This is a genomic window from Aeromonas sp. HMWF017, from assembly GCF_003061465.1.
Taxonomy (GTDB): Bacteria; Pseudomonadota; Gammaproteobacteria; order Enterobacterales; family Aeromonadaceae; genus Aeromonas; species Aeromonas veronii.
The window spans coordinates 1-14063 of sequence record NZ_QAJD01000071.1; the positions used below are offsets into that span (position 1 = coordinate 1).

Genomic DNA, 14063 nt, shown 5'->3' on the forward strand with positions numbered 1-14063 from the left:
ACTCAACGCCGTGCGCTGGAATGACTTCAAACTGAACTTTGCCACCATGGAGGGCAACATCACCGACGCGGCGCGTGTGACTCCGAACTGGCCGCAGATCATCAACCTGCGCGCTGACCCGTTCGAAAAGGCACCGCATGAGTCAGGCATGTATCTGCGCTGGATGGCAGACAACATGTGGCTGTTCGTACCTGCACAGGGGATCCTGAAAGAGTTCTTCGACACTCTGCCCAACTATCCGATGCAACAGAGCTTCCAGATGAACCCTGCCAGCATTAGCTCCCAGAGCCTGATGCTCAAGGGTAAACTGGCGGAGCTGGACGCACTCAAGCAAAAAGTCGCCACCATCAAGTAAGGCGGTGACTCCAACGCCCATCACTCTCTGGTGGGCGTTTTCAATTTCCAGCCGGCTCGCCCCGTGCCGGCTGGAAATTGAAAACCCGCTGGCCCCCTCCTAGCCCTATCTCTGTCTCGTTAAATGTACCCTGTGGAAAACCCTATGAACCCCTTGCAACAACAGATCTCGCAACTCATCGAACAGGTTGGTCACAGTGTGGTCGGCCAGTCCCATGTGATCCGCGCCCTGGTCATCGGCATGCTGACCAATAGCCATGTGCTTCTTGAAGGTTTGCCCGGCACCGCCAAGACCCGCTCGATCAAGGCGCTGGCAGAAGCCCTCAATACCAGCTTCGGCCGCATTCAGTTCACCCCCGATCTGCTCCCCTCGGATGTAACCGGCACCGAGATGTATCAGGAGCATGAAGGAGCCCACCAGTTGCGTTTCCAGCCAGGCCCCATCTTCAACAGCATCGTACTGGCCGATGAAGTGAACCGCGCCCCCGCCAAGGTACAAGCGGCGCTGCTGGAGGCGATGGCCGAAGGCACCGTCACCGTCGGTGACAAGAGCCATCGCTTGCCCGAGCTCTTTATGGTGCTGGCCACCCAGAACCCCATCGAGCAGGAGGGGACCTACCCGCTGCCAGAGGCCCAGATGGATCGTTTTGCCCTCAAGGTCTCGGTCGCCTACCCCGATGATGAGGCAGAGCTTGCCATCATTCGGCTGGTGCGGGCCGAAGAGCGCGGTACCCGCCAGCAGAACGAGGGGTTCGCCCCCCTCTCCCCTGAGCTCATCTTGCAGGCCAGATCAGAGCTCTCGGCCATGACGCTCTCACCGCTGGTGGAGCACTACATCATTGCGCTGGTCATGGCGACCCGACACCCCGATCGCTACCCGGCCACCGTGCTGCCACAGTGGATTGCGGTCGGCGCCAGTCCCCGAGCATCCATTGCTCTGGACAAGTGCGCCCGCGCCTATGCCTGGCTGCAAGGGCGCAACCACGTGCTGCCCGACGATGTGCGCGCCATGGTGCCCAGCGTGCTTGGCCACCGCTTTACCCTCAGCTATGACGCGCTGGCAGATGGGGTGGATCACCAGCAGGTGGTGATGGCTCTGCTCGATCACGTCGTCATCGGGTAAGCGATACCATGACACCTCGCGCCTTATCCCATGACAGGCTGACACAGGGCGGGCAATCGCCCAGTGGTGACCCCCGCATCCACTGCGACTACCTGACACTGGTCCGGCTTCAGGGGTTGGTCGGCCAGTTTTCACTGCTGCCCCAACTAAACAGCGGCAACCTGCTGTGCGGCCGCCACTCGTCACGCTTTCGCGGCCGTGGACTCAACTTTGAAGAGTTGCGCCACTATCAGCAAGGGGATGATATTCGCACCCTGGACTGGAAAGTGACCCTGCGCACCGGCCGCCCCCATGTGCGCAGTTATAGCGAAGAGAAAGATCGTCACGTGATCCTCTGCGTTGATCAGCGCAGTTGCATGTTCTTCTCCTCGGTGGAGGTGATGAAGTCGGTGGTGGCCGCCGAAGTCGCCGCCCTGCTCGGCTGGCAAGTACTCAAAGAGAGCGATCGGGTCGGGCTCGCCATTTTGCACTGCGATGGCGTGGCGTGGCTGCGCGGCCAGCGCTCCCGTGGCCACTGGTTAGCAGGACTGCGCCAGCTCTGTGCCGCCAATCATGCTCTCTCGGCCACCAGCCGCGACAGCGAGGCGACCGGTCTGGCCCCCCTGCTGGCGATGCTGGGCCGCCTCAAGTTGAAAAATACCACCCTGATCTTTCTCAGCGACTGGGCAGGCGTCACCGAGGCCGACCTGACCCGCCTCGGTTACTTGCAGCAGCACAACGATGTACTGGCACTGCACATCGCCGATCCCCTCGAGTCGACCCTGTCGACCACTGCCGCTGACGCCAGCTGGGTAGTCGGCGATGGCCAGTACCAGCTCAATATTGCTCCTCACCAGATCCCTGTGCTGGATCAGGGGCTAGCCCGCCAGCAGCAGCTGAAAAAAGATCAACTGCTGCGACTGATGGCCCTCAAGGGATTGCCGCTTATCACCCTCGACACCGGTGGCCACCACCTCGCCCGCCTCATTACCGCATTGGGAGGAGATCACTGATGAACCACAAGCTGCCCGGCACCTATATGCTGCGCGAATTGCAGGACGTGACCGTACCACCCACCATCAGCTGGCAACCGCAAACCGCAGGCTGGCTGCTGCTGGCGCTGAGCCTGGGGGCGCTGGCGCTGCTCTGGCTCTATCACCGGGCACAGCGCTGGTGGCAACAGCGTTACCGCCGTGAAGCGCAGGCGGCCCTGCGCACGATCAACTGGTCTGATGCCGGGGCCAGTCTGGCGCTGTTTCACCTGATCAAGCAGGTGTTGACCCACCTAGATCCCCGGCACGGCAAGCTGTTTGGCATGGCATTGCTGCAGACCCTCGACAATGCCATGGCTGATAGGCAGCCCCGTTTCGCGACCGAACTGGGGGAGCGCTGGCTGGTATCGCTGGTCTGTGATCAGGTGGTGTTAAGCGTCAGTGATCAGCTCTGCCTCGTTTCCCTCTGCAACGACTGGCTTGCCCACCACCAGACTCCAATACAAACAGCCTCGTTGGCGACGGAGGCCCATCATGCTTGATGCCGGTCTCGAGTTTGCCCACCCCCACTGTTTCTGGCTGCTGCCCCTGCCGTTGCTGGTGTTTCGCCTTATTCCGGCCTATCGCACTCGTCAGAGTGCCATCAAGGTGCCCTTCTTCGATCTGCTGATCGACCTGCTGGATGAGCCGCCTCGTGAGGGGGCAACCCAGCTGACTGCCAGCTGGTGGCAACGGATCGCCCTGATCACCGTTTGGCTACTGGCGGTGCTGGCGCTGGCCAAGCCCACCATCTATGGCCCGCCTCAGGTGCGCGAGCGGTTCGGGCGGGATGTGATGATAGTGCTGGATCTCTCCGGCTCCATGGCCGAGACCGACTTCTCCCCCGACCCCGGCAAGTCCCTCAGTCGGCTCGACGCCGCCAAAGAGGTGCTTAAACAATTTGCTGCAACGCGTAAAGGAGATCGACTCGGGCTCATCCTGTTTGGGGATGCCGCCTTTCTTCAGGCGCCGTTTACCGCCGATCTCGACACCTGGCAAACCCTGCTGCAGGAGACCGATGTCGCCATGGCTGGCCAGAGCACCCATCTGGGGGATGCCATCGGTCTGGCAATCAAAGTGTTCAACAACAGTGATCGTCATGGGCAACTAGACCAGAACAGCGCCAAGCGGGAGAAAGTCGTCATCATCCTTACCGATGGCAACGACACCGGCAGTTTTGTCAGCCCGCGGGATGCGGCCCGGGTAGCCGCGGTCAACGGTGTGCGGCTGCATACTATCGCCATGGGGGACCCGGCCACCGTCGGCGAACAGGCACTCGATCTCGATACCCTGCAACAGTTGGCGACCCTGACCGGCGGCCAGTTGTTTCAGGCTCTTGATGAGGCGCAGCTGACGCGCGCCTATCAGGTGATCGGTGAGCTGGAGCCACAACGCTACGAAAGCACCCGCTTTCAGACTCGCGAAAGCCTGCACCATTACCTCATCGCCGTCAGCGTCGGCCTCTATCTCACTCTCTTTTCCCTGTTGACCCTCAGGCGCTACCGCCTGCGCACTGCTCTCTCAGGAGATACGCCGTGATGGATCCTCTCTACTGGCAACAGCTCTGGCTGAATGCCCACTTTCTGCGCCCCTGGTGGCTGCTGGCCTTGCTCCCCCTTGTCGCCATCCTGCTGCTGCGCTGGCACATGGATGAAGCGAACAACTGGCAACAGCGGCTGCCGCCCCATCTGCGCGAGGCGCTGACGCTGGGGGACACCGGCTGGAAAAAGAACCTGCCCCTCAAGGTGCTGGGGCTGCTGATGGGGCTGGCCATCCTGATCTGCGCAGGGCCGACCTGGAGCCGTGAACCCTCCCCCTTTGGCGAAGATCAGGGCGCCCTGCTGATCCTGCTCGATAACAGCGACTCCATGCTGGAAACGGATATCGCCCCCAACCGGTTGACGCGGGCCAAGCAGAAGATCAGCGATCTGCTGGCGACCCGCGATGGCGGGCGCAACGGGCTGGTGGTCTTTGCCGGCTCGGCCCACACCGCCATGCCGCTGACCCGTGACAGTGCCGTCTATGACCCTATCCTCGCCGCCATCCGTCCCGAGATCATGCCTAAAGCGGGCAAACGCACCGAACAGGTGATCCCGCTGCTCACCGAGCTTCTGGCCGATGAGACCGGCAGCACCGTTTTGCTGGTGAGTGATGGCATCAGCCCCTCCGCCATCGCCCCCTTGGCTGACTATTTCCGTGGTCAATCCCGTCAGCTGCTGATCCTGGCCGCTGGCGACCCGGCCCTGAGTGGCAAACGCCCGCTGGAGCTTGCCTCATTACGGCGACTGGCCAGTGACAGCGATGGCACCCTGCTCACCATGACGGTGGATAATGGCGACGTAGAGCGCATCAACCGGGGGATTGAACGCAACTTTTTGATCCACAACGACTCCCTGATGCCCTGGCAGGACATGGGTTACTACCTGCTCTTTCCGGTCGTCGCCCTGCTGCTGCTCTGGTTTCGCAAAGGCTGGCTGGTGCAGTGGGGTCTGGTGGCAGCCATCGGTCTCTCCCTGCTACAGACGACGCCTGCGCAGGCCACCACCTTCTCGCTGGCGCCCGCAGAGCAGACAGAGCCTGCGATCAATCACTGGGCAAAGGAGCTGAAACAGCAGTGGTTCAACCTCTGGCTCACCCCGGATCAGCAGGGGCAGTGGTACTTCCAGCAAGGTGACTATCTGGAGGCGGCTAAACACTATGAAGATCCCTTCTACAAGGGGGTGGCCTACTACTATGGTGCCGAGTTTGCGCTGGCCCAGTCAGCATTCCTGCAAGCCGACTCCGAACGGGCTCTGCTCTATGCCGGCAATGCCCTCGCCAGACAACGTGAGTATCTGGCCGCCCGCCGGCTGTTCCGGAAACTGGCTGACGAGGCCAGCGACCCGAGCGTGCGTCAATCAGCCGCCCACAACTATCAGGTGATGAGCGGGATTGTTGACGAGATCAACCGCGCCAGTCAGAGCCAGACCGGCACGCCGGATGGACCTGATCACTCCAGTGAACTGCCCGATGATGAGCCACGCAGTGCCGACGGGGCGGAAGAGACCGTGGCTTCATCCCTGATGGCGCGCGAAACCCTGACCGCAGATCAGATTCTGGCCAATCCGGCGCAGGCCGAAAAGTGGCTGCGCCGGGTGGAGTCTGATCCCGGTGACTTCCTGCAAGCCAAATTCCGCCTCCAGCTACAAGCGCAGCAAACGGGCGCAACCGTCCGTCCTCGTTCTGCCACCCACAAGGAGCCTACCCATGTGCAACCGGCACAATAAACTCCGCCACTGGCTGTGCGGATATGTGGCGACCGCTACCCTGCTCGGGGCCATGCTGCTCACGGTCGAAGCACAGGCTGCCGAGGCCGCTGATGCGACTGACGCCACTCAGGTGACCCTCAAGAGCTGGTTGAAAGATCAGGGGGAGGAGAAGCGCCCCTATGCCGTCAACCAACAGATCACCCTCTATCTGGAGCTGGCCACCAACCGCTGGTTTACCGCGGGCACCCGCATCGGCCAGTTCGAGCTGCCGGGGGTTATGGTCAAGCAGCGTAGCGAGCTGGCAACCAACTTCACCCAGCGCCGCGATGGCGAAACCTGGTCGCACCAGCGCTGGGAGCTGACGCTCTATCCCCAGCAATCCGGCCAGTTCGAGATCCCCGCCATCACGGTACGGGCCACCGTGGCGCGCCCTGAAGGGGGCTCCCGGCAGATCACCCTCACCACCCACCCTCAACGTTTTGCCGCCGCTCTGCCCGACCCAGCCCTGACGGTCGGCGGGCGTTGGCTGAGCGCCAGCAATCTCACCCTGAGCCAGCGTTGGCAGCGCTCTGCGGATGACCATGCTGACAGCGAGCTGCGGGTGGGGGATGCTATCACCCGCACCGTGACCGCCAGCGGGCAGGATACCCTCTCGGTGCTGATCCCGCCGCTGATCACTCCGCTTGCAAGCGATGGGCGGGTACAGGCCTATCCGGCGCAAGCCCGACTGAACGATACCCAGGAGCGGGGGGAGTACCTCTCGACACGGGAAGATCAGACTACCTATATCGTGCAGCGCGGTGGTGAGTTGACCCTGCCCGCGCTGGAGCTTGCCTGGTGGAACAGCCAGACTGGCCAGCTGCAAACCCTGACCCTCTCTGGGCAGACCCTGCAAGTGCGCCACACTCCCGCCTCCTGGCTGGCGGCCTACTGGCATCGGTTGCTTGGAGTAGCCAGTGGTGTAGCCCTGCTGGTGCTGGCACTTCTGGCTATGGCCCGTTACTACCGTCACCACCCTCGCCCGCTCGGCTGGCAATATGGGGCCGCCATCTGGAGCAGGCAGTGGGGGGCGGTGCGGGTACTGGCCTATCGCTATCTGCGGGCCAAGAGGGGTTGGCTGGAACTGAGCCATGTCAGTTCCGATCCGGCTTGGCAGCAACAACAGGTTGTATTCCAGCAAGATCCCCTTGATCGGGCTGATGCGCTCAGGATGGGCTGGCGCCTGCTGGTGCGCCTGCAAAGGCAACGGGGCACCAGTCTTGGCAACATCCGTTCACGGTTGGGCCACATTATCGGCTGGCAAGCGGCCCTGCCGGAACTGACCCCCCTGACTGGCAAACCGACCTCAGCGGATCAGCCATCCTGCAACGCAAACAGATAAATAAAGTGCGCCACGCAGCAACCAACCCCTGCACTGGTTGTCCCACTTTGCCCACTTCATTACACTGCCAAAGTGGGATACCCGCTGGCTGCCACGCCACCTGACTGGCGTGGCAGGTTCTCCCCTCCGGCTACCCGGCAGTGCCAAGGCAGTGTGATTTTTCCACGAACATGTAACGAGGCATCTCTTGTTAGACATCAGAAGTACCGAGCTGAACCTGATCCCGATCTTTGTCGCCATCTACGAAGAGCGCAGCCTCTCCCGGGCGGCGACACGCATGGAGATCAGCCAACCCGCCGTCAGCAAGGCCCTCAAGCGACTGCGGGAGATCTACGGTGATCCTCTGTTTAATCGCAAGGTCGTGGGGATGGAGCCCACCTCGTTTGCCATCGACATCTATCCGGCGATGGCGGCCGCGCTGAAAAACTTCAGTTCGACCCTATCTACATCGCGCACGTTCAATCCACGCACTTCCCAGCGAGTCTTCTCCATCGCCTGTGTCAGACTGGTCAGCGCCCAACTGGTCCCGGCGCTGCTGTGCAAGATTCGGGCTCACGCCCCGGGTATTTCGCTCGAGGTGCATCCCCTCTTTACCGAAGATATGGAGAGTGACCTGCGGATGCAGCGTTATGATCTCATCATCGACATGACCCAGAGCGGGCGCAGCATGCTCAAGAGCGAGGTGCTCTATGGGGAGCAGGTGAAGGTGGTGTGTGCCAGCGACCACCCGCGACTGGGCAGCAACTTGACGGTGGAGGCCTATTTTACCGAGGAGCATGTGGCGTTGGCCCAGTGGCAGGTCAGAGGCAGCATGATCACCGCCGAGCACTTGCCGCAAATGGCCAACCGCAATATCGTGGTACGGGTGCCAACCGCCATGGAGATGCTGCCCATCATTGCATGCAGCGAGATCATCGGGGTTTTGCCCACCTCCATCATAAATACCTTTGCCGGCATGTATGATGTGCGGGTACTCCCCTTCCCCTTCGAGGAATCAGTATTCAGCCTGTCGGCCATCTGGCACCCCAGCCGGACCACCGAGGCTGGCCACCGCTGGCTGCGCCAGCAGTTGTTCGAAGTGGTCAGCGAGCTGGGGCTGACCACCTCCATCGTTCAGTCCTAACGGGCATCTCGCACCAATCGCAATCCCATGTCTGCCATCATCACCGACTGGCTGGCAAAATCACGCCGGAAATTTTCAGACAATTCAGCCTCATAGGCATAGCTGCCGCCTCGCACCGACTTATGGGCGAGGTGGCTCTTGCTCTCCTGGGCATTGTTCGGGTTCGCTTGAGGACTGTGGCGATAGAAGGTCTCTTCATAGGCATCAGCCACAAACTCCCCCACATTGCCGGTCATGTCGTATAGCCCCAGCTCGTTGGGCTTTTTCAGCCCCACCGGATAGGCGCGATTCTTGGCGTTGCCGCTGTACCAGGCCACTTCGTCAATCTGATCGGAGCCGCTGTAACGATAGCCTTTACTCAGCTTGCCCCCCCTGGCTGCATACTCCCACTCAGCTTCGGTGGGCAGGCGGTAGTGAGCGCCGGTCAACTCATTGAGCCTTGTCACAAACAGATTGGCCTGTTGCCAGCTGAGGTTGTTGACCGGTACATCCGGCGCCTGGAAATAGCTGATGGAGGGGCCCATCACCGCCTCGAACAGGGCCTGGGTCACCTCGAATTTTGCCATGTAGAAGCTGTTGAGCGAGACCGTATGCTGCGGCCCTTCGCTCGCTTTGGCGCTAGCGTCGTTGGAGCCCATCTCAAAACGGCCCCCTTCCACCAGCACCATGTCCGCTTCAATCTTCTGTCGCAGCGGATGGAGCGGCTGGTTGCCCTGTTTGACCGAGAGGGTGCAGCCGGCCACCAGCAGGGTGGTCGCCAGCAACGGAATTGCGAATTTGAACGGTATGATCGTCATAGCCTGACCTGTGCAGTAAGAGAAGTGGCAGCCATTACTGGCCAGCGGAAACCGGCGGCGCGCTCGTCTTGCTCGCGCGCTTGCTATTGAGCTCGGCCAGCACCTCGGGGGGCGCTATCTTGCCAAGTTCACTCATGCAGGCGTCGCTCTTTGGGTGATCGTGGCGAAGGTAGATATCGCACACCGCATAGAGCTGCTCCGGCGCGCCGGAGATCCGGTAGGCCAGCTCGAACGAGCCGATGGCTTTCTCGAGATCCAGCGGCTCTTGCAGCACCCCGTTGAGATACCAGAAGTAGCTGTTATTGCCAGCGAGCTCCGCCGCCTGTGCCATGGTGACTGCCGCTTCGCTCTTCTGATCGAGGCGCACCTGGGTCAGCGCCTTGGCGTAATGGAGGTTGGCATTCTGTGGCAGCGCAAGAATCCCCTTGTTGAGCAAGGCCAGTGCCTCGGCATCCCGTTGCTGGGCCCGCAAGTTGTCAGAGAGACCAAGCCAGATCAGGGGATTATCGGGCTGATTGGCCAGCAGTTGTTCGTAGCTTGCCTGCGCCTTGTCCCACTGCCGGGTCCAGCGATAGAGATCTGCCTGCAACAGCTGCTGCGCAGGGTCCTGCTGCCGAACGAGATACTCGCTCAACTCCGCCAGCGGCTGGCCAATGGCGCTCAGTTGCCCCTCATTCATGGCGCCATAATCGCGAGCCAGATTGAGGGTAGCGGCGCGGCGAACCTCGGCACTGCTGTCAGCCAGCAGCGGTGAGAGCAGTCGCCAGCGGTGCGCAAACTGATAGGGATCGGCGGCAATCACCGCCGCTTCGCGCACCAATGCGTGCTCATCACGCAGGCTTCTGGCCACCGCCACCAGACTGTTCTGGTTCGGATAAGCCGCCAGCTGGCGCAGGGCATCGGCCCGCTCCACCGCTGGCAGGGAGATATCCTGCGCACTGTAGGCCCACTGCTGGATCTGGGCGGCTGAGGGCGCAGTGACTGCCACGGATGCGGTGGGTGCCCCATTCGCTGATGAGGTGACCGGCGGCGCAGGGCTGGCTACCGCCAGCGCTGCGCCAGACAGGGTCATGCCAAGGGCCAGCCACAAGGCGCCCATGGTGCCGGAGCGGGTGTGACGGAACTCGCAGCGACTCAACATGCTCTGCATCGCTTATTTCCTCTGACCATGTGTCATGACGCCGTTATTCATCCCCGCATCACGATACTTGCCATGGGCCACAGGGTAACCGGCACGGCGCAGGATATAGGCCATCGACTGATCGATATGGCTGAAAAACTTGTACCAACCGGCACAGAGGTAATTCAGACCTGCCTCCCCTTCGTGGGTGCGAATAAAGCGGTTCTTCGGGCACTCCCCATAGCAGGCAAACTGGTAGTCACACTGCTGGCATTGGCGGGTCAGGCTGCGCGATTTGGCAAAGCCGAACGCTTGCTGGGCGGGCGAATACGCCAGCTCACTGAGCGGCTGATGGTGGATATTGCCGATCTTGTACTTGGGATAGACATAGTGGTCACAGGCAAACACATCGCCGTTGGGCTCCATCGCCAGCCCCTTGCCGCAGATCTCCCCCAAGGTACAGAGGGGGTTCTTGCGTCCCATCCAGGTCTCGACACTCGCCTCGAAATATTGCACGAAGACCCGCCCCAGATCCCGCTGCACCCACTCATCGAAAATAGTGATGAGAAAATCCCCCCACCCCTCGGCCGAGACGCACCAGGGCTCAACCACCGAATTCTTGTGCCAGGGATTGAGGCGCTTGTCCCCCTGCTTGAGTTGCTCCTGCGGTTGCCAAGTCTGGGGCGCGGTGGTGCGAAAACTCTTCTGCTCGACGATGGGGATAAACTGCATCTGGGGCGACTTCACCTCATCACGCAGGAAGCGATAAACCTCCAGCGCATTCTTGCTGGTGAGGTTGTTCACGCAGGTCAGGGTGGCAAACTTCACCTTGTATTTATGCAGCAACGCCACCGCCGCCATCACCTGATTGAAGGTACCGCGCCCGGCTCGGTTGACCCGATAGGCGTTGTGCAGCAACTCGGGGCCATCGATGCTCAGACCGATGAGAAAGTTGTTGGCGGCCAGAAATTCACACCACTCATCGTTGAGCAGGATTCCGTTGGTCTGCAGGTCGTTGGCAATCACCACCCCTTGCGGCTGGTATTTGCGCTGCAACTCGACCACTTTGCGAAAATAGTCGAGCCCGAGCAACGTCGGCTCGCCCCCCTGCCAGGAGAAGATGATCTCGGGGGTATTCTGCCCCTCGATATATTGACGGATATAGGTCTCAAGGGTCTGCTCGTCCATCTGGGGCGAACACCCCTTCTTGTATTCCAGCAGATCCTGCTTGCTGAGGTAGTAGCAATAGGTACAGTCGATGTTACACACGGCCCCGATAGGTTTGGCCATCACATGCATCCGCTTGGATGCCTTGCCGTTGAACTGTGGACCCTGAGTAATCACCATAACTGCACCACCTGCAAAATTGCTGTTTTGAGGCCTGCAGTCTAAAGGCTCCCGCTGTCACTCGCTGGTTATACCCCTTATAACCAGCGGATATGGGACCAGGCTAACATTCTGGTGTCATAAAAAATCATCGCATCCTACGAGATAAATTGGTCGTATAGTCCCGGTGAGCAAGACAGAAGTGCATAAGATATCGGGCACAACCGCCCAATAAACCGCCACCTGCACGGCTCGCCCTTCGTTCTGCCTGCGCTATGGTTTACCATGCAGGCAATTGTGGTGCCTGGCACCGCCCACCCAGGCGCTAGCCGCCGTCATCGGATACCTCATCTCGAGCAACATGAGCAAAACAGCACACGCGGGCAACGAGCCAACATTCTACTTTCACGACTACGAGACCTTCGGCATCAGCCCCGCCAAGGACAGGCCATCGCAGTTTGCCGGTATTCGTACCGATGCGGATTTCAACATCATTGGCGAGCCGCTGGTCATCTACTGCAAGCCTCCGGCAGACTACCTGCCGGATCCGGAGGCGTGCCTGATTACCGGTATCACGCCGCAAAAGGCGATGAAGGATGGGCTCTGCGAGGCGGATTTCATTCGCCAGATCCACGAGCAGTTCGCCACGCCGAATACTTGCGTGCTGGGCTATAACAGCATCCGCTTCGATGATGAAGTGACCCGCTACACCCTCTATCGCAACTTCTATGACCCCTATGGCTACGCGTGGCAAAACGGTAACTCCCGCTGGGATATCCTCGACATGCTGCGGGCCTGCTATGCCCTGCGCCCGGAGGGGATCGAGTGGGCGTTTGACGATGAGGGCAAGCCGAGTTTCCGGCTGGAGAAGCTGACGGTCGCCAACGGCGTCGCCCACGCCAATGCTCACGATGCACTCTCGGACGTGCTGGCCACCATCGAGATGGCCAAGCTGGTGAAAAAAGCCCAACCCAAGCTGTTTGGTTATCTCTTTGATCTGCGTAACAAAAACAAGGTGAAGGCGCTGATTGACGTGGTGACCATGAAGCCGCTGGTGCACGTCTCCGGCATGTTCTCCCCCTGGCAGGGTTGTGCAAGCTGGGTCTCGCCACTTGCCTGGCACCCCACCAACCAGAACGCGGTGATCATGGTGGATCTGACCCGTGACCCCACCCCGCTCATTGAACTCTCCAGCGAGGAGATCCGCGAGCGCCTCTACACCAAGAAAGAGGAGCTGGGGGATCTGGCAAGCATTCCGGTGAAACTGGTACACATCAACAAGTGCCCGGTGCTGGCACCGGCCGCCACCCTGACCGCGGAACGGGCCGACGAGCTCGGCATCAATCGGGAGCAGTGCCGCAAGAGCCTGGATCTGCTGCGCGCCCACCCCGAGGTGCGGGAAAAACTGGTGGAAGTATTCAATCAGGAGTTCGCCGGCAGCAGTGACGGCGATCCCGATACCCAGCTCTACGCCGGTTTCTTCGGTCACGGCGACAAGTCCACCATGGATCTGGTGCGTGCCACCCCCGCGGATCTGCTGGGTGAGCGGGAGTTCGCCTTTACCGACTCCCGGCTGCCGGAGATGCTGTTCCGCTACCGCGCCCGCAACTGGCCACACACCTTGAGCGAAGCAGAGCAGAAACGCTGGCGCCTGCACTGCAGCGACTACTTCAGCCGCCGTCTGCCGGACTACGTGCCCCGTCTCGAGGCACTGGCCGAGCAGAACCAGAGTAACGAACGGAACTTTGCGACTCTAAAGAGTCTCTACCACTATCTGGAAGATTTATGAGTTGTGAGTAGTTTCACAATAAATCCTTCCCGCCCATCCCCTTCTTCAGGTCATAATGACGAAGGGGATTTCCCCAAAAACCAATATCTTGCAACATCCTGAGCGGATGTCTCCCAAGCAAGAGATCTCTTTGGCCGAACGGAAGCCATTTGCTGATGCCTCGTCACCACGCACTGCTCGGATTACTGGCCCTGCTGCCGCTGGCAGCCAACGCCGCATACCGGTTCGATGTGCCGGATTATCTTGCTCGCCTGCCCGAGCAGACCTATCGCATCGTAGAACAGAACTTCAACACCCTTTATCAGCAGACTGATTTCACTCCCCTGATCACCAACAGCTACTTCAACGGTTCCCATCTCTACAAGTTTGTCGGGGTACCGCTGGCCATCAGCGCACAGTCAGGTTTCCAGCTGGAGGTGTTTGGTCAGGTCTATAACCGCGCTTCGCAAGCCTATATGCACCTGAGCGAGGATATGTCCCTCTATCGGGTGATGCGGGTCGATCTGATGGGGAACCCCAATGATCAGCTGGCCATCGGTTTTGGTCTGGGGGTACCCATCACCCCGTTGCTGACCCTCAAGGCGATCGCCTCCGGCAGTGACATCCCGGGCTATGGCTCAGCCAAATACGCCGTCGGCTTTGAGTGGCGTTACTGAAAAACGTGGCTGATAACCGCTGATTGAAACAATTCAGGCTCCGTGATGGAGCCTGAATTGTTTATGGTGACGCTGTGATCAGGTGTAGTGGATCACCCGCCCCTCGCCCCCTTGCAGGGTCACGGTTGTGCCGACT

The 14063-nt window shown here is 60.4% G+C and carries 12 protein-coding genes and 1 pseudogene; 10 read left to right on the forward strand and 3 right to left on the reverse strand.

Annotation, left to right across the window (positions count from 1 at the left end):
• The 8 genes and pseudogenes from DBR30_RS07290 to DBR30_RS07325 all read left to right on the forward strand — a co-directional run.
• A pseudogene (locus DBR30_RS07290) lies at nucleotides 1-355 on the forward strand (arylsulfatase); the annotation flags it as partial.
• Between the two features lie 144 nt (nucleotides 356-499).
• Nucleotides 500-1477, forward strand: a complete 978-nt coding sequence (locus tag DBR30_RS07295; protein WP_108542631.1) for an AAA family ATPase — start codon at nucleotides 500-502, stop codon at nucleotides 1475-1477.
• An 8-nt stretch (nucleotides 1478-1485) separates the two neighbouring features.
• The gene (locus DBR30_RS07300; protein WP_108588266.1) at nucleotides 1486-2469 is read left to right on the forward strand and encodes a DUF58 domain-containing protein; all 984 of its coding nucleotides are present in this window, start codon (nucleotides 1486-1488) and stop codon (nucleotides 2467-2469) included.
• Nucleotides 2469-2990: a DUF4381 family protein gene (locus DBR30_RS07305; protein WP_042082087.1), complete on the forward strand. Its 522-nt coding sequence runs from the start codon at nucleotides 2469-2471 to the stop codon at nucleotides 2988-2990. The genes DBR30_RS07300 and DBR30_RS07305 overlap by 1 nt, the downstream gene beginning before the upstream one ends.
• Nucleotides 2983-4026, forward strand: coding sequence for a vWA domain-containing protein (locus DBR30_RS07310; RefSeq protein WP_108588267.1), 1044 nt, complete (start codon nucleotides 2983-2985; stop codon nucleotides 4024-4026). The genes DBR30_RS07305 and DBR30_RS07310 overlap by 8 nt, the downstream gene beginning before the upstream one ends.
• Entirely contained in the window at nucleotides 4026-5753 is a 1728-nt protein-coding gene (locus DBR30_RS07315; protein WP_258224325.1) for a VWA domain-containing protein, read from the forward strand. Before DBR30_RS07310 ends, DBR30_RS07315 begins: the two co-directional genes overlap by 1 nt.
• Nucleotides 5734-7116: a BatD family protein gene (locus tag DBR30_RS07320; protein WP_108542633.1), complete on the forward strand. Its 1383-nt coding sequence runs from the start codon at nucleotides 5734-5736 to the stop codon at nucleotides 7114-7116. The genes DBR30_RS07315 and DBR30_RS07320 overlap by 20 nt, the downstream gene beginning before the upstream one ends.
• 187 nt (nucleotides 7117-7303) lie before the next feature.
• Complete coding sequence (locus DBR30_RS07325; RefSeq protein ID WP_108588268.1) at nucleotides 7304-8239, forward strand: LysR family transcriptional regulator; 936 nt, start codon at nucleotides 7304-7306, stop codon at nucleotides 8237-8239.
• On the opposite strand, the gene DBR30_RS07330 is transcribed toward DBR30_RS07325, so the two are convergent.
• The 3 genes from DBR30_RS07330 to DBR30_RS07340 are packed head-to-tail and all read right to left on the reverse strand — an operon-like array spanning nucleotide 8236 to nucleotide 11503.
• Nucleotides 8236-9036: a formylglycine-generating enzyme family protein gene (locus tag DBR30_RS07330; RefSeq protein ID WP_108541150.1), complete on the reverse strand. Its 801-nt coding sequence runs from the start codon at nucleotides 9034-9036 to the stop codon at nucleotides 8236-8238. The genes DBR30_RS07325 and DBR30_RS07330 overlap by 4 nt on opposite strands.
• A 34-nt stretch (nucleotides 9037-9070) precedes the next feature.
• Nucleotides 9071-10186, reverse strand: coding sequence for a tetratricopeptide repeat protein (locus DBR30_RS07335; RefSeq protein WP_108541151.1), 1116 nt, complete (start codon nucleotides 10184-10186; stop codon nucleotides 9071-9073).
• A gap of 3 nt (nucleotides 10187-10189) precedes the next feature.
• Entirely contained in the window at nucleotides 10190-11503 is a 1314-nt protein-coding gene (locus DBR30_RS07340; RefSeq protein WP_108541152.1) for an anaerobic sulfatase maturase, read from the reverse strand.
• 340 nt (nucleotides 11504-11843) lie between these two features.
• On the opposite strand from DBR30_RS07340, the gene sbcB reads away from it, so the two are divergent.
• Both sbcB and DBR30_RS07350 read left to right on the forward strand, forming a co-directional pair.
• Nucleotides 11844-13271 (forward strand): exodeoxyribonuclease I, encoded by a 1428-nt coding sequence (gene sbcB / locus DBR30_RS07345; RefSeq protein WP_108541157.1) that lies wholly within the window; start codon nucleotides 11844-11846, stop codon nucleotides 13269-13271.
• A 155-nt stretch (nucleotides 13272-13426) separates the two neighbouring features.
• Nucleotides 13427-13927, forward strand: coding sequence for a hypothetical protein (locus DBR30_RS07350; RefSeq protein ID WP_005360277.1), 501 nt, complete (start codon nucleotides 13427-13429; stop codon nucleotides 13925-13927).
• The last annotated feature ends 136 nt before the right edge of the window (nucleotides 13928-14063 follow it).

Coding starts and splice junctions, on each gene's coding strand:
- DBR30_RS07295 (WP_108542631.1), top strand. CDS start 500: ATGAACCCCTTGCAACAACAGATCTCGCAACTCATCGAACAGGTTGGT.
- DBR30_RS07300 (WP_108588266.1), top strand. CDS start 1,486: ATGACACCTCGCGCCTTATCCCATGACAGGCTGACACAGGGCGGGCAA.
- DBR30_RS07305 (WP_042082087.1), top strand. CDS start 2,469: ATGAACCACAAGCTGCCCGGCACCTATATGCTGCGCGAATTGCAGGAC.
- DBR30_RS07310 (WP_108588267.1), top strand. CDS start 2,983: ATGCTTGATGCCGGTCTCGAGTTTGCCCACCCCCACTGTTTCTGGCTG.
- DBR30_RS07315 (WP_258224325.1), top strand. CDS start 4,026: ATGGATCCTCTCTACTGGCAACAGCTCTGGCTGAATGCCCACTTTCTG.
- DBR30_RS07320 (WP_108542633.1), top strand. CDS start 5,734: ATGTGCAACCGGCACAATAAACTCCGCCACTGGCTGTGCGGATATGTG.
- DBR30_RS07330 (WP_108541150.1), bottom strand. CDS start 9,036: ATGACGATCATACCGTTCAAATTCGCAATTCCGTTGCTGGCGACCACC.
- DBR30_RS07335 (WP_108541151.1), bottom strand. CDS start 10,186: ATGCAGAGCATGTTGAGTCGCTGCGAGTTCCGTCACACCCGCTCCGGC.
- DBR30_RS07340 (WP_108541152.1), bottom strand. CDS start 11,503: ATGGTGATTACTCAGGGTCCACAGTTCAACGGCAAGGCATCCAAGCGG.
- sbcB (WP_108541157.1), top strand. CDS start 11,844: ATGAGCAAAACAGCACACGCGGGCAACGAGCCAACATTCTACTTTCAC.
- DBR30_RS07350 (WP_005360277.1), top strand. CDS start 13,427: ATGCCTCGTCACCACGCACTGCTCGGATTACTGGCCCTGCTGCCGCTG.